The 13,872-nt window shown below is 66.9% G+C and carries 16 protein-coding genes and 1 pseudogene; 11 read left to right on the top strand and 6 right to left on the bottom strand.

What is annotated here, in order from left to right; genetic code table 11:
• Positions 1-86: 86 nt before the first annotated feature.
• The 3 genes from NS6_RS05200 to NS6_RS05190 are packed head-to-tail and all read right to left on the bottom strand — an operon-like array spanning position 87 to position 2,279.
• On the bottom strand, positions 87-746 hold the full coding sequence (locus tag NS6_RS05200) for a DUF4760 domain-containing protein (protein ID WP_068037040.1): 660 nt from the start codon (positions 744-746) through the stop codon (positions 87-89).
• Entirely contained in the window at positions 743-1,375 is a 633-nt protein-coding gene (locus tag NS6_RS05195) for a DUF1028 domain-containing protein (RefSeq protein ID WP_068037038.1), read from the bottom strand. The genes NS6_RS05200 and NS6_RS05195 overlap by 4 nt, the downstream gene beginning before the upstream one ends.
• A gap of 4 nt (positions 1,376-1,379) precedes the next feature.
• Complete coding sequence (locus tag NS6_RS05190; protein ID WP_068037034.1) at positions 1,380-2,279, bottom strand: alpha/beta hydrolase; 900 nt, start codon at positions 2,277-2,279, stop codon at positions 1,380-1,382.
• A 339-nt stretch (positions 2,280-2,618) separates the two neighbouring features.
• On the opposite strand from NS6_RS05190, the gene NS6_RS05185 reads away from it, so the two are divergent.
• The 3 genes from NS6_RS05185 to NS6_RS05175 all read left to right on the top strand — a co-directional run bounded on the left by NS6_RS05185 (position 2,619) and on the right by NS6_RS05175 (position 5,200).
• Positions 2,619-3,416, top strand: coding sequence for an alpha/beta fold hydrolase (locus tag NS6_RS05185; RefSeq protein ID WP_084470625.1), 798 nt, complete (start codon positions 2,619-2,621; stop codon positions 3,414-3,416).
• A gap of 93 nt (positions 3,417-3,509) precedes the next feature.
• Entirely contained in the window at positions 3,510-4,193 is a 684-nt protein-coding gene (locus NS6_RS05180; protein ID WP_218024247.1) for a HEAT repeat domain-containing protein, read from the top strand.
• Positions 4,187-5,200 (top strand): MerR family transcriptional regulator, encoded by a 1,014-nt coding sequence (locus NS6_RS05175; RefSeq protein WP_068037028.1) that lies wholly within the window; start codon positions 4,187-4,189, stop codon positions 5,198-5,200. The genes NS6_RS05180 and NS6_RS05175 overlap by 7 nt, the downstream gene beginning before the upstream one ends.
• A gap of 11 nt (positions 5,201-5,211) precedes the next feature.
• On the opposite strand, the gene NS6_RS05170 is transcribed toward NS6_RS05175, so the two are convergent.
• Positions 5,212-6,234, bottom strand: a complete 1,023-nt coding sequence (locus NS6_RS05170; protein ID WP_168443396.1) for an alpha/beta hydrolase — start codon at positions 6,232-6,234, stop codon at positions 5,212-5,214.
• 98 nt (positions 6,235-6,332) lie between these two features.
• Here NS6_RS05170 and NS6_RS05165 point away from each other — a divergent pair, with 98 nt between their 5' ends.
• From NS6_RS05165 to NS6_RS05150, 4 genes are all read left to right on the top strand, one after another.
• Positions 6,333-6,974, top strand: coding sequence for a TetR/AcrR family transcriptional regulator (locus NS6_RS05165; protein WP_157112621.1), 642 nt, complete (start codon positions 6,333-6,335; stop codon positions 6,972-6,974).
• 78 nt (positions 6,975-7,052) lie between these two features.
• The gene (locus tag NS6_RS05160) at positions 7,053-7,937 is read left to right on the top strand and encodes an SDR family oxidoreductase (RefSeq protein WP_068037022.1); all 885 of its coding nucleotides are present in this window, start codon (positions 7,053-7,055) and stop codon (positions 7,935-7,937) included.
• Positions 7,934-9,052, top strand: a complete 1,119-nt coding sequence (locus NS6_RS05155) for an MBL fold metallo-hydrolase (RefSeq protein ID WP_068037019.1) — start codon at positions 7,934-7,936, stop codon at positions 9,050-9,052. Before NS6_RS05160 ends, NS6_RS05155 begins: the two co-directional genes overlap by 4 nt.
• Before the next feature lie 341 nt (positions 9,053-9,393).
• Complete coding sequence (locus NS6_RS05150; protein ID WP_068037017.1) at positions 9,394-9,906, top strand: nitroreductase/quinone reductase family protein; 513 nt, start codon at positions 9,394-9,396, stop codon at positions 9,904-9,906.
• Between the two features lie 97 nt (positions 9,907-10,003).
• Here the strand turns inward: NS6_RS05150 and NS6_RS05145 are convergent, their stop codons facing one another.
• On the bottom strand, positions 10,004-10,885 hold the full coding sequence (locus tag NS6_RS05145) for an NAD(P)-dependent oxidoreductase (protein WP_068037013.1): 882 nt from the start codon (positions 10,883-10,885) through the stop codon (positions 10,004-10,006).
• An 84-nt stretch (positions 10,886-10,969) separates the two neighbouring features.
• Here NS6_RS05145 and NS6_RS05140 point away from each other — a divergent pair, with 84 nt between their 5' ends.
• Positions 10,970-11,371, top strand: a complete 402-nt coding sequence (locus NS6_RS05140; protein ID WP_245669130.1) for an ArsR/SmtB family transcription factor — start codon at positions 10,970-10,972, stop codon at positions 11,369-11,371.
• Between the two features lie 276 nt (positions 11,372-11,647).
• Positions 11,648-11,983 (top strand): YnfA family protein, encoded by a 336-nt coding sequence (locus tag NS6_RS05135; protein ID WP_068037005.1) that lies wholly within the window; start codon positions 11,648-11,650, stop codon positions 11,981-11,983.
• A gap of 45 nt (positions 11,984-12,028) precedes the next feature.
• On the opposite strand, the gene NS6_RS05130 is transcribed toward NS6_RS05135, so the two are convergent.
• A complete protein-coding gene (locus tag NS6_RS05130; RefSeq protein ID WP_245669165.1) occupies positions 12,029-12,493 on the bottom strand; it encodes a hypothetical protein in 465 nt (154 codons plus the stop codon).
• Positions 12,494-12,513: 20 nt separating this feature from the next.
• Here NS6_RS05130 and NS6_RS05125 point away from each other — a divergent pair.
• A pseudogene (locus tag NS6_RS05125) lies at positions 12,514-12,999 on the top strand (hypothetical protein); the annotation flags it as partial.
• Positions 12,996-13,805 carry an SDR family oxidoreductase gene (locus NS6_RS05120; protein WP_068037002.1) on the top strand — a complete coding sequence of 270 codons (810 nt, stop codon included), beginning with the start codon at positions 12,996-12,998 and terminating at the stop codon, positions 13,803-13,805. The pseudogene NS6_RS05125 and the gene NS6_RS05120, both read left to right, overlap by 4 nt.
• The last annotated feature ends 67 nt before the right edge of the window (positions 13,806-13,872 follow it).

Raw genomic sequence — 13,872 nt, 5'->3', positions numbered from 1 at the left:
GCGCGGGCCCGGAGTCGAACCCATGCCACTTCTTACCCGGCAGTGAGCTCCCGGGGCAGTGTGTGTCGGCCGGGAGCGTCGGTGTTTCAGCGTGTTCCGGAGTTCGGAACCCCCTCGGAGCCGGGGAAGCGGACGAACGCAACCGGGCTCGATGCATCGTGCCTTGATCCGGTTATGGCTGGTGGTCGGGTTGCTTCGGTGAAGAATTCCAGGCCCCGGTAGAGCTCCGGCCCCACCCGGGTCCGGCGGTCCTCGATATAGTCGTGGCAGATCAGGAAACACCGGGCCATGGTGCCGCCGCGCAGATTACGGACCAGCGGCACATCGATCAGGCCCTGTTCGGCCAGCACCGCCAGGAATTCGTAGTAGTCGAGCATCGCGATGACCCGGGGCTCGTCGGCTAGGCAGACATCCGCGGTGACCGGTAGGTCGCCTGCGATCTGGTTGGCCATCCACGTATCGGCCGCCGCCAGATGGTCTGTCGTCTGGAAAGCGGCAATGAGCTCCACCGTGTACTGCCGCCGTTGCGCCTGCCGGTGCTGGAGCACGGTGGCGCTCCCGAAAACCACCGCTACCAGAAGAGAAGCGGCTGTCGCGTCGATAGCGTCGGTGGTCTGCAGGATGGCGAAGATCGCGAACCCGGCGGCGGTGACCGCCGCGGTCTGGATCGCCAGCCGCACCGGCAGACCGAGGAGACGCCACCGGACGCGGATACGGCGCAGGCGGCTTTCGTGTGAAGCGGTCATGGTGGTGCCCCATAACGTAGCTCGAGCAGACGGCCCAGTTCCGTCAGTGGAAAGTCGTGGTCATCCACCCGGAGATCGATCTCGATATCCGTACCCAGGATATAGTCCGAACCGCGCCGGGCGACCAGGATTGCGGCGGACTGCCTACCGCGCCGATCCCCGCCGGCCTCCTCTCCGGCCCTTAGGACCGCCCAGAGGCGGTGCGCCAGTGATTGTTCCGGATCACCGCCGGTCCACGCATTTTCCATGGCGGTGATGACTTGCGGGCCGGTCAGCAGGTTCCCCAGAACCACGTAGCCGTCTCCTCGGGCGCCGCCCGCGTAGGTACTGCAGTCACTACCGGTCCAGAGGGCCGACCTGCCACGGCCGTCGACAATGCCCACCTGCCGTGCCGCACGACCGGAATCCTGGGACAACAGTGCGTCGAGCGTCTCGCCTGCGCTGCGCCCTTCGCGTAAGGCCGACAGCCCCAGCGGCCGGAACGATGCGTTGGTGTAGGCCTGCGTGGCGAGGGCGCCGGCGTCTGCCCGGGCAGCCGGCACCATCGATCCGACAGCGAGGTACTTCGAGGCCGCTCCCACACCCCAGGCGCCGGTCTCCGGATCGCAGGCGACGATGGAGAACGTCATCGCCTCATGCGAAGCGGTCGAGCAGGGCCGCCAGTTCGCGCGCCCGGAGCACGACACCGGCGTGGCCGGCATCCAAGGTGTGCACATCGAACGGGTTGCCGGGAGTGAGGCGGTCGGCGTCGGCGATCATTTTCGTGACCAGGGCGGGGGAGAGGACATTGTCCCGGGTCAGCCGGATGTAGCTGCGGGGTACGCGGCCCCAGGTCTCGGGCTGGACGCGGGTATCGGCGAACTGGGTGTGGGAGCCGTCCTCGTGCTGCATACCGAAATTCAGGATGGCCAGTGTCTGTTGCAGGGTGGCCTCGGGCATGTTGAGCATCCGGAAATCTTCGAGGGCTTCGATATCGGCCGAACGCAGGTTGAACCGGATGATGCCCGGGGGAACCGCCTCCAACCCGAGGAACAGCGAATGGTCCGGGTTCGCGGCCGGGATGCCCTGGGCTGCTTCGGGAGTTTGTGCCAAAGCCATGGCGCTGGGGGCCTCGGGCGTGGAAGGGCAGAACGCGGAGAGGTAGACCAACCGGTGGATGGCCTCGGGGACCTTGTTGGCGACCATGCCGATCGTGACGCCGCCGAGGCTGTGCCCGATCAGGACGACCGGGCCGTGCTGTCGAACCCGCTGCACCGTATCGACGACATGAGCGACGTTGTCCTCCACTGTTATGCCGGCCAGTGGCGAGTCTGCGACGGTGAATGCGGCGAGGTCCTGCGGTGCCTGATACGACAGCGGAAACGGTGCGTCCAAGCCGTGGCCGGGTAGGTCGACAGCCAGGCTCCGGTGGCCGAGCAGGGCCAGTTCGCGGACCACCGGTGTCCAGTAGAAGCTGTTGCAGGTCAGGCCGTGCACGAACACGAAAGTCGGTGCGCCGGTGCCGGATGTCGAAGGCTGTGCTGTCGCGGGCACGTATCCCCCCGGGGTGTGGAAGCGATGGACAACGGGTTTTTACCCGTCCGGAACATCCGCCAACCATTCCCTGTTTCGGGGCCGATGCCGATCACACGCGCACTCGTCTGTTGCCGTCCGGTTCAGCGTCTGTCGGTGGCGGTCACAACGTGTGTCTCCGGTCGGATCTTCATAGAGATAGCGTCGATATACCTCTGAATGTAGTATGTATGCTACGAACAGCAATAGTGGTTCGTAGTTTGAGAGGGGATATTCATGCCGAAGGTCGGGTGATTCAGCAACGACAACGCGAAGGCCGAATCACTGCGCGTCTACGACGCATGGGCACAGCGCTGGCCGGTGCCCTCGACGGTCCTCGACGTCGAAACGTCGTTCGGGACCACGCGTGTGCGCAAATCCGGAACCGGCGAGGGTGAACCGGTATTTCTGCTTCCCGGCATCATGGGCAACGGTTTGGTCTGGCACCGGTTCATCGAGGACCTCGCCCGGGACCGCGTGGTGTACACACCGGATGTCATCGGCTGGCCCGGACGGTGTGTACAGACCGCACCCGTGCGAGACGGTGCCGACGTGGCGAAGTGGGTAGCCGAGACTCTCGACGGACTCGGCGAGGATCGAATCCACCTGGCCGGGAATTCTCTCGGCGCGTGGCTGGCCGCCATGGTCGGCGTCCACTATTCCGACCGCTTGTCGAGCCTCACCATGTTCGAGCCCGGCGGCGCCACCTTCGCCAAGCCGAAGTGGAGTTTGTTGTTCAAGTTTCTGATCGCCGGTATGCGTCCCACTCCCGAGCGTATGCGCAAGCTCAACGCCTGGTTGACACCCCGTGTGGAGCACACCGACGAGGAGTTCGCGATGGTGATGGCGAGCTTGAAGTTCAAGACCGGGATGCCCTGGGACCGATTGCTCACCGACGAGGAGCTGGCGGCCATCACCGTCCCGGTGCTGGTGCTGTTCGGCGCCGAAACGGTGGTCAACGACCCCGAAATCGGGGCGACCCGCGCCCGGAAATACATTCCGTCGGTCGAGGTGCAGACCTACCCGAATATCGGGCACGACCTGCTGTGGGCGAATCAGGAGGTGATTATCCCTCGCTTCCTGGAATTCGCCGACAAGCACGACCGAATCCGGAAGTGACGGCCCTGCGGAGTGGTCGGTGTGCCCTGTGGTGGCCCGATGGTTCTGTACTTGACCTTCTCACTGTGACAAGGTCTTGACTGGCTGTCGGAGGTGGTACCCATCAATACGACACACAGGGACTCGGGAAACACGCGATTGCTCCGCGCATTGGCCGCCCCGGATTCGTCGACGCGGCTGCAGGCTGCGCTGGCCGCGGGCACACATCCCGCGCCGGAACTCGTCGACGCGCTGGTGCAGCGGTGCGCGGTCGAACCGGACTTCTTCGTGCGTGACATGCTCACCTGGGCCCTGACCCGGCTTCCGGCGGAGGTTACGCTGCCGAAAGTCCGCGCGGAACTGGATTCGGGTCACGCGCAGGCGCGCAGTCAAGCGCTGCATACGCTATCGAAGATCGGTGACCGCGCCGCGTGGCCCGCGATCACGCGGTCATTGCTGCGTGACTCCGACGACGAGGTCGCGCGCACTGCCTGGCGGGCCGCCGTCGTGCTGGTGCCGGACGCGGAACAGGGTGCGCTGGCCGCGGAACTGGCCACACAATTGGGCCGGGGGGACCGAGAAGTGCAGCTCAGTCTCAGCCGGGCGTTCGTCGCGCTCGGTGAGGTGGCCGAGCCTGTACTCGACGCAGCGGCAATCGGCCGGAACCCGGCGGTGCGGGCACATGCGAACGCCACCCAGCGCCTCCTGCGCGACCCGGACGCCGGCTTCGATCTCGCCGTCGACGCGGCCCGGCGGGTGGTGGCGCTCGGACCGGACGGCGAGGAGGCCGCATGCTGATCGGTGAGGTCGCACGACGCTCGGGGGTGAGCACCCGGATGCTCCGTCACTACGACTCCCTCGGGCTCGTGCGGCCGACCGGCCGCACCGTGGGTGGCTACCGCGAGTACTCGCCCGAGGACATCCGGCGGATCTTCCACGTGGAGGGCCTGCGGTCGCTGGGGTTGTCGCTGCGAGAGATCGGGCGGGCCCTAGACGATCCCGGCTTCACCCCGTCCGCGCTGGTCGGCGACCTCATCCGGAAAACCGGGGAACGACTGAACCGGGAACAGGAACTCCTCGACCGGCTGCGCAGCGTCGATGCCGCCGGTCCCACCGGCTGGCGGGAGGTCCTGCATATCGTCGAGCTCTTGCACGGACTCGGTTCGCCGTATGCCGCGCGGCGCCAGCAGGCGATCCTGGCCCCGGCCGAGGATGTGCTGCCGCCCGCCGAACTGCTGGCTGCTGCCGTTCTGGCCGAATCCGATCCGAACGTCGCCGGTTCGTTGCGCTGGGCCCTCGCCCGGTCCGAGGGGAATGCGGTGGACGGACTCGCGTCGGGCCTGCGTTCCGGTGATGCCGAACTCCGCCGCCGTGCGATCCGCGCGCTCGCCGAATTACCCGAGGCCACCGGGGCGCTGGCCGGGGCGCTCACGGATCAGGATCCGGCGGTTCGCCGGTACGCGGCTCTCGCTCTGGGCGCGCGCGGGGTAACGATGGCTGTGCCGGAGCTCATCCGCACAGTTGTCGAGGGCCCGAACGATGTCGAGGCGGCCGAATTCCTGGGCGGTTTGGCCGAGGACGCGATATGGGCCGACCGGATCATGGCCGCGCTGACCGCCGAATTCGCTGCGCACCCGGGCGATCCCGCGGTGCGGACGCGACTGACCCAGGCGCTCGCCGAGATGCCGGGAACTCTCGCGCTGGATCTCCTGCGGCAACTGGCTCACGATGACGAACGGGCTGTTGCGCTGCTCGCGTCGGCACTGGTGCGTGCGGTCGAGGAACGGTCTGCCGCGGATAGGTGAATCGCGGCCGATCATCGGCGAGGGTTTCGTCGCGAAGTGCTCTCGGCCCCGAATACGGTGTCGCGCAGGAATAAGCCGGTCAACCGCATCGCTTCGCGGCTTTCGGGCAAAAGCGCGTCGAGAACGGGGAAGGCGTGTATCTGGCCACGCCAGATATGTGTTTCGACGATACGTCCGGCGTCGGCGAGGAGCCGGGTGAAATCCAGGATGTCGGCTTCGAACATCTCCCCTCGAGCCGCGGTGAGGAAGGCCGGGGGAAACGCCGCGGGGTCGACTTCCAGCATCGAGCGTGCACCGCGGGGGGCCACCGGGCCGCGGGCCCACTTCCGTTTAGCGCGCCGGTAAGCGGAGACCGGCATGAGGGCGTCGTGGCCGATGATGTCGTGGTCGCGCCGATCGGCGTCGAGGTCCACGTGTGGGGAGTATCCGATCAAGGCGGCGGGCGCGGGCACTCCGTCGGCCGCGGCCAGTTCGCAGATCTTGGCGGCGAGGAAACCGCCCGACGAATCACCCGCGAGGACGAGCTTGCCGGGGTCCGGGCAGCGATCGAGCAAGGCTCGATAGGCGGTGTAGGCGTCGTGAACCGCGGATCCCACCCCACCGTCGGGCAGCTGCCGGTAGAGCACGGAGTACACCGGGACGGCCAGGGTTTGCGCCATTCTGCTCGCCACTCGACGGTGTGTGCCGGCGCCGCAGAAGGTGAAGCCGCCGCCGTGCAGGTACAGCACGCTCGCGCCGGTCAACCCGTCCTGTGCGGGTAATGCGGGCCGGAACTCCTCCACGGGCACCGCGCCGAGTTCGGTGACCGAGCAGATGACACCGGGCAGTCGCGGCAGCCGGCCGACCGCGGCGTCGAGCCGTGCGAGCGCCCGGATACCGGGATCGTTCAGCGGCCAGATCCGATAGCCCTGTTTGGCGATCAGGCGTGCCAGCACATACGTCAACCGCGTGCCCGGACCGGCTTCGTCGTGCAGGTTCACCGCGGGCTCCGATATTTGGGGTGGGGGAGCGGCGGGTGCGGTTTCACTGTTCACGACGTGTCCCTCGGGTCGACGGCCGAATCTGACATGTACATTTGTCAGATGTTGGCGCCAGTATGGCACGACAACACCGCGCATCGGAAGGAGCGACGATGACCGCCGCACGAGACCGGGGTACCGGCCGCCGCTATTCCGGTATGGACGCCACCGAGCGCACGCGGGCCCGGCGGTCCGCGATTCTCGGCGCGGCACTGGAACTGTTCGGCACGAGCGGGTTTGCCGCGACCTCGGTCAAACAGATCTGCGGTGCGGCCGGCCTGACCGAACGATATTTCTACGAATCCTTCCGCGACCGCCATGCCGCCTTGGCCGGTGTGTACGGCGAACTCGTCGCCGAACTCCGTATCTCCACGCAGGCCGCTATCGACGCGGCGGACGGCGATATCGGCACAGCCGCCCACGACGGACTGGCGGCATTCGTCGGTTACCTCACCACGGACCCGCGCCGCGCTCGGATCGTGCTCATCGAGGTCGTGGGCGTATCGCCCGAGATCGAGGAATTACGCCACGGAGTCCTCCGTGCCTTCGCCGACCTGATCGCCTCCGTATGGTCGGCGGATCAGGGGATCGACCCGGCCGCCGAACGGTCGCGGCTGACCGCGATCGCCCTCTCGGGTGCGGTCAACAATCTGCTCGTGGACTGGATGATGACAGGTACGCGGCAATCGCCCGAAATGCTCGTCGAGGTCTGTACAACGCTGTTCCTCGCTGCGCTGGAGGGGTTGAAGCGCTAACCCGGATATTCCGGCTCGGCGAGAGATTTCCTTGCGTCCCCGCCGTGTCGTACTGCACACTCCATCTGACACGAATACATGTCAAATAACCGGAAGGAGCTGCTCGTGCGCTCGACGAATGAGCTGAGAGGCCGAGTGGTCGCGGTGACCGGCGCTGCCCGGGGGATCGGACTGGCCATCGCCGCCGAGCTCGCCGCGGCGGGCGCACACGTAGCGATCGGTGATCTGGACGGGGAGCATGCCGCGACCGTTGCCGCCCGACTGCCCGGTGCAGCGGCAGGGTTCGCACTGGATGTCGGGAACGAAGCGTCCTTCCTCCAATTCCTCGACGCGGTCGAACAGCGCTGGCAACGGATCGACGTGCTGGTCAACAACGCGGGCGTGATGTGGGCCGGCAGGTTCGACGAGGAACCCGAGCGGGCGACCCAGCGGCAGCTCGAGGTCAATCTGCACGGTGTCATCCGCGGCGTCCGTTTGGCCGCGCCCCGGATGCGCGCCCGTGGCCGGGGGCATATCGTCACCGTCGCTTCCGCGGCTTCCAAACTCGCCCCGGCGGGAGAGGCGACCTATGCGGCGACCAAACACGGTGTGTACGGCTACCTGAGCGCGGTCCGCACCGAGCTCCGCGGCAGCGGCGTCGAACTGTCGGTGGTGATGCCGACCGTGGTCGATACCGAGCTGGCCGCCGGCACCTCGGCGGGGCCGGTCACGATGCTCACTCCACACGATGTCGCCCGGGCGGTGGCCGGTGTCATCGCCCGCCCCAAATTCGAGGTGACCATCCCGCGGTATGTGGGACCGCTGGTCCGCGCCGTCGGGATTCTGCCCGACGTGCTGCGGGCGGCGGTATTGCGGCGGATGGTCCCGAATCAAGTCGCGGCGCTGGGCACGGACCGTTCCTCGCGTGCGAAATACGAGCGTGACGTACTCACTCCCACCGACACCCCAGGAGACGAACAATGACCACCGGAACCGGCAACCACGGGATCGATCGGGTGCGCCCGATTCCCGAATTCGAGGGCGTGCACGATATCTGGCCCCGCGGCGAACGCCTCGCCGCAATCCGTGAGGCTGCCACCCGATACCGCACCCGCTTCCTCACACAAGGGCAGGTGCGGGCCGTGAAGAGTTTCGATATCGCCGCGGCGCCGTATCCCGCACGATTCGCCTTCCAGGGCTATTCACTCAATCTGAACCCGATGATCTCGATCATCAACCGGATGTTCGTGATCCAGTTCGAAGGATTCGACGGCGCCCCGAAAACCCTGGTCTGGGAGCCCACAGTGGCGGCCGGTTCGGCGGAGGCGCCGTTCTACCGCAAGTTGCAGCGCGTCTCCCAGCGCTTCGGCGCCGAGAAACTCTTCGTCAAGTACTACAACGACCCCGATACGGTGCTACCGCGGCTCGGTTTGCGCAACGACGACGTCGACTATCTCAGCTTCGACCACCTCCACGTCCAGGACGTCCGCATGATCATGGGCAGTACCGAGGTGATCGAGGGCGAAACCGTGCCGCGGCCACCGCTGTTCCCGAACGCCGAACTGCTCGTGCACCGGAAGGAACTCGGCACCTTCGAATCCATGCACCCGATGCAATGGGCCTGGTACGTCGACGGCGGTATGAACGGTGTTCCCCGCGACCGGCTGCTCACCTTCGACGGCGATATCGAACTCGGTGTCGGAGTGAGCCTGCTGTGGACGCCGGGGCACACCGACGGCAACCACTCGCTGGTCCTCAACACCCCCGACGGCGTCTGGGTCTCCTCGGAAAACGGGATGGCCCCGGATAGTTGGCAGCCCGAACTGTCCACCATTCCCGGCGTCAAACAGCAAGCGGCGTTCTACGGCCGCGAAGTCGTACTCAACGGCAATACCCTGGAAGACTCGCTCGACCAGTACGACTCGATGGTCAAGGAGAAGACCCTGGCTTCGCACGCACCGCGCGACCCGCGCTGGCTGCAGATCATCCCGTCCTCGGAATGCGCGCCGTGGAAACGCCAATGGCCCGTCGTGCCCACCTACAGTCACGGTGGACTCGACTACGGCACCATCGTCACCCCGGACCCGGCGTCCGTGTAACCTGCGGATTCAATCCGTCCCCAGAGGCAACGGCGGCCCGGGAGTTTCGCCACCCCGAATGCCGCGGCGGTCGACGATCGATGTCCGGCATCGCGGCACCTTCTGGCTCCTCGCGAACTGCATCCTGAGTGTGCGGTGCCACCGCACGCGCCCTGACCGAGCCGGGATTGCGGACCCGCCACCCGACTGAACGGTGCCCGAGTGTGTGACCGCCGGATCGGACTCTGCGACCGGCCGGAACGGACTGCAACACCTTCGGACATACCCGGCGGGTGCAATGAGGGCACGGTTCTGTTTGATTCAGGACGGAAACTGGCCTAATTCCGCGACACACTCGAATCATGAGCGAAACCGAAGCGACTGCGGATCGGCCGGGTCAGGTCGACATCACCGACTACAACGATCCGGACGCGCCGTGGAACCAGGCGTGGGACCAGGAGGGCGGCATCGCCAACTGGAACGACGATGTGATCGAGGAGTTCCGGGAGAACTCGGGCAAGGTGGGCGGTGCCTATGCGGGCGGGGACCTCATCCTGCTCACCACCACGGGAGCCAAGAGCGGCAAACGGCACACGACTCCGCTGGGGCCCCTGTACCGGGGCAGCGTCATGTTCGTGAGCTCGTTCATCGAAGACAAGTACCCGGCCTGGTGGTACAACATCAAGGCGAATCCCCAGGTCACTGTCGAGCTCCGGGACAAGACCTACCAGGCGACCGGCACGGTGCTCGAAGGCGCGGACTACGACGAGTTTGCGGCCTGGGCACTGGCCGACAACCCCCTGCTGGCGGATTACCAGTCCAAGGTCGACCGGCCCATGCCGCTGGTCGTGCTGACCCTCGGCGGTGCGGGCTGAGCGCACCGGGTGGCCCATACGCCTCGCGCTCCGTGGTCGCGGCGGCCGCCGAACTGCGCGCCGGCTGTGGGCCGCGACCGTCGCCCGGTGTGACCCCTCAGCGGTCCCCGGTCAGTACCGGGACCAGGCGGGCAAGCCCGTCGGCCCCGTGGCCGGCCGCCAGCGCCCGCCGGAAGACCTCGCCCGTTGCGTCGAGCACGCCGGTGTCGATCCCGTGGCGGGCGATCACATCGCGGAGTGTGCTGAAGGCGGTATAGGCCGACGAGATAGAGGTGTCGTGGCCGGGATAGTGCCCGGCTTCGACCTGGGCGGCGGTTTGCGCCATCATATCGGGCAGCAGCGACACCACGGCGGGTGCGAACGGGACGAGTTCGCTGCCGGTGATCCCTTCCGCCTCGGCCAGTGAGATGCCCAGCGCCACACCGAAGAACGAGAGCCAGAACACCGACACCAGCGAGGCGTCGAACGCGGCGGCGCGCCCGGGATCCGCGCCCAGGTAGGTGCCTTGTTCGGCGAGGGTGCTCAATGCCGGTTCCGCGGTGCGATAACCACTTTCGGACCCCGAGTACAGCAGCAGCGCGTCCGGCGTGCCGATGCCCTGCGGTATCGCCATGACGGCGCCGTCCACGTACTCGGCGCCGTGCCGGCCGGCCCACTCGGCACGCCTTCTCGACTGCTCGGGAGTCGAGGAGGTGAGGTTCACCAGCACCTGGCCGTGCAGCCGTGGACCCACATCGCGTAATGCCGCGCCCACCGCATCGTCGTCGAGCAGCGAGACGACAGTCAGAGGAGCGGCCGTGATCGCCGCGGCTGCCGTCGGCGCGCGGGTGGCGCCGAGTGCGACCAGTGCGTCGGCCTTCGCTTCGGTGCGATTCCACACGACCGTCGGATATCCCGCGGCCAGAAAGGTCTTGGCGATCGCCGATCCCATGAGCCCCAGCCCCAGGACTGCGACGGGTGTGCCTGCTTCGCCGGACATGCTGCCTCCTGATTGTTTGAACGATGTCCAACAATAATTGTTGTATGATTATCAAACTGTCAAGTGCTGGAAGGAGGCGCGTTCGTGCCCGCCGAGTTGTCACACCCCGATACCGCCGACCTCGAGCTGGCGGCGGTCATGCACGCCTTGTCCGACCCGATCCGGCTACAACTGGTGGCCTGCCTGGCCACCGACGAGGGCGAGAATTGCGGCGAGCTCAGCCAGAACATCGAATTGCACAAGTCCACGCTCTCGCATCACTACCGGGTCCTGCGTGAAGCGGGCATCACCCGGACGACGGTTACCGGACGCACCAGGGTGATGCGCCTGCGCTACGCGGACCTGCAGGCCCGGTTCCCGGGGCTGATCGACGTGGTATTCCGCGCCCTGGCCGATATCGTCGAGGACGACGAGAAGTGGACCGGTTCGCCCGAGGACCGCGCGAAACTGCTCGCGGTACTGCTCCGGCCCGTGGCCGCGCACTGATCGGGCACAGCGGACCGGAGGCTTCCGTTCGGCTCGGGGAGGCCGGGAGGATCACTCGTCCGGGCTGCTGCGGTTCAGGAGACTTCAATTCTCTGCCGGCCACGCGTGCGATGAAGGCCTCCGAGTCGATGACTCGCCGGTGAGTTACTTCTCCGATAGGTCGTTGTAGGTGATGGTCGCGGCGGCTGTAGAGGCTCGAAGGTGCCGTCGTTCCGTCAGCGTGCACCGGCCCGGCCGACGGTGCTGTTCGGCACCCACGATGTCTAGGCTGCGTTCATGACCGTGCTGCGCTCCATCCTGTTGTTCATCCTGGCGGCCGTCGCGGAAATCGGTGGGGCGTGGCTGGTCTGGCAGGGCGTGCGTGAACACCGCGGATGGGTCTGGATCGGGGCCGGTGTCATCGCGCTCGGCCTCTACGGTTTTGTTGCCACCCTGCAGCCCGACGCCCACTTCGGGCGCATCCTCGCCGCCTACGGTGGCGTATTCGTCGCCGGATCACTGCTGTGGGGTATGGCCCTCGACGGTTTCCGCCCCGACCGCTGGGATATCGCCGGAGCCGCCCTTTGCCTCATCGGAGTCGCCGTCATCATGTACGCCCCCCGACCGGCCTGAACGGCGTCCCTGGTAACTGTGGGGGTCCCGTGACCGGCCGGCCGGTCAGTGTGTATCGGCGGCGGAGTCGGACAAGCGTGATCGGGCCAGCTCGGTGGCGCCGTGCTCCAGGGTCATCCAGAGTGCGGTGATGTCGTCGACGAGGCGGTCGCGGGTGACCGGGAGATCTCCGGCGGCCCAGGACAGGATCGCTTGGGCGGTGCCGCCGATGACGAAGGCGGGTGCGGTGGCTGCCAGGGAATCCCGTTCGAGGGATACGTCGTGGGTCGTGCGGGCGTGGGCGATCAAGGCGGCGGTGAGTCCGGTGATGACCGCGGTGCGTTTTTCGTGCGCCACCGGGGTGGTGGGGGCGCCGCCCAGGAGGACGAGGGCCTTGCGTGGGTCGTTACCGAGGAGGTCGACGACGGCGGTGATCGCTCCTCGGGCCTGTTCCTCCACGGGCTGGTCGAGGAGTGGGATGTATCCGGCGACGGCCGCCTCGGCCACCTCGGTGGCGATGGATTCGATCACCGCGTCGGCGAGGGCGTATCGCGCCCGAAAGGCCGGACGGGAAGATGGAGGGCCTGATCGTCGGCAAGCTCTTCGGAATCCCCGAAGCCCGGCTGGCGAATCCGCTGATGCGAATCGACCCGACCTGGCGGGGCAAGACGTTCGATCTGGCCGGTGGGGTCGGCTGGAACAGGCTCTCGCCGATCGCCGGCGTGGTGATGCCGATCATCACAGCGGGCTACCTCGGCCTGCGCCGTGCCGGTGCGGAAATGGAAGGCTTCGACTTCGCGCACGCACTCGCCCCGAGCTGGCTCGAGCCCGCCAAGACCGTGCGGGCTCTGGACTATGCGGTGCCCGAATACCGCAACCCGACTATCCGGACCTTCCCCATCGGCCGGACCCGTGACGAAATCGTGGAGGTGATCCCCGGCGTTTATCTCGGCCGGGCGCTGCTCAGGATGCATGACGGAGCGATCAGGCTTATCGCCTACTTCGCATTGCGTGAGCCGATCGGCAGTCCGCTGTGATCGAGGTACGAGGTGCTCGGGTGTGCATCACCGGCGGGGCCCGCGGGATCGGACGGGCCACCGCCGAGGAATTCATCGCCCGCGGTGCCCGGGTATGGATCGGCGACCGGGACCTACCGGTCGCTGAGCAGACCGCCGCCGAAATCGGCGCCACCGCGTACGCTCTCGACGTCACCGACGAGGACAGTTTCCGTGCCTTCGTGGCCGCTGCGGAAACCGACGGTCCGATCGACATCCTGGTCAACAATGCCGGCGTCCAGTTCATGGGCGGTTTTGCCGATCAAGAGCTCGCCGCGATGCAGCGTGAACTCGCCGTGAATCTCGGCGCGGTGCTCACCGGCGTGCACCTGGTACTCCCTGGAATGCGCCTGCGGCGGCACGGGCATATCGTCAACGTCGCGTCCATGGCGGGCAAGATCACCACACCCGGTATCGCCACCTACTGCGCATCCAAGTTCGGTGTCGTGGCGTTTTCCCGCGCCCTGCGCGCCGAACTGGCGGGCTCGGGCGTCACCGTGACGGCCGTGTTGCCCGCCGCAACCCACACCGACCTCACCTCCGGTGTGCGGTTGCGGCTGCAGCCGACGCTGACGCCGCAGCAGGTCGCGACCGCGATCGCCGATAGCGTGTGTCACGGCCGAGGTGAAGTGACCGTGCCCCGCTGGCTCGCGCCGATAGGTGTGGTCGAGGAACTGATCCCGGCGCCGATTCTGTGGTGGCTGAAGCGTTTCGTCGGCGGCGCCGAGTACGGCGGATACGATGCGACACAGCGGAAGGGGTATCTGGATCGCATCCAGCAAGGGTGAACGCGCCAGAGCGCAAATCGAGCTCCGGGCGCGGCAGAACAGCCGAAGCCGTGATCCCGAACCCGTG

Origin of the sequence: Nocardia speluncae NBRC 108251 (genome assembly GCF_001613245.1) — a bacterium.
Lineage (GTDB): Bacteria > Actinomycetota > Actinomycetes > Mycobacteriales > Mycobacteriaceae > Nocardia > Nocardia speluncae.
Note: the sequence above shows the minus strand (reverse complement) of the source record. Positions and strands in the feature narration are given on the sequence as shown.

Coding starts and splice junctions, on each gene's coding strand:
- NS6_RS05175 (WP_068037028.1), top strand. CDS start 4,187: ATGCTGATCGGTGAGGTCGCACGACGCTCGGGGGTGAGCACCCGGATG.
- NS6_RS05135 (WP_068037005.1), top strand. CDS start 11,648: ATGACCGTGCTGCGCTCCATCCTGTTGTTCATCCTGGCGGCCGTCGCG.
- NS6_RS05200 (WP_068037040.1), bottom strand. CDS start 746: ATGACCGCTTCACACGAAAGCCGCCTGCGCCGTATCCGCGTCCGGTGG.
- NS6_RS05150 (WP_068037017.1), top strand. CDS start 9,394: ATGAGCGAAACCGAAGCGACTGCGGATCGGCCGGGTCAGGTCGACATC.
- NS6_RS05195 (WP_068037038.1), bottom strand. CDS start 1,375: ATGACGTTCTCCATCGTCGCCTGCGATCCGGAGACCGGCGCCTGGGGT.
- NS6_RS05145 (WP_068037013.1), bottom strand. CDS start 10,885: ATGTCCGGCGAAGCAGGCACACCCGTCGCAGTCCTGGGGCTGGGGCTC.
- NS6_RS05165 (WP_157112621.1), top strand. CDS start 6,333: ATGACCGCCGCACGAGACCGGGGTACCGGCCGCCGCTATTCCGGTATG.
- NS6_RS05155 (WP_068037019.1), top strand. CDS start 7,934: ATGACCACCGGAACCGGCAACCACGGGATCGATCGGGTGCGCCCGATT.
- NS6_RS05160 (WP_068037022.1), top strand. CDS start 7,053: ATGTCAAATAACCGGAAGGAGCTGCTCGTGCGCTCGACGAATGAGCTG.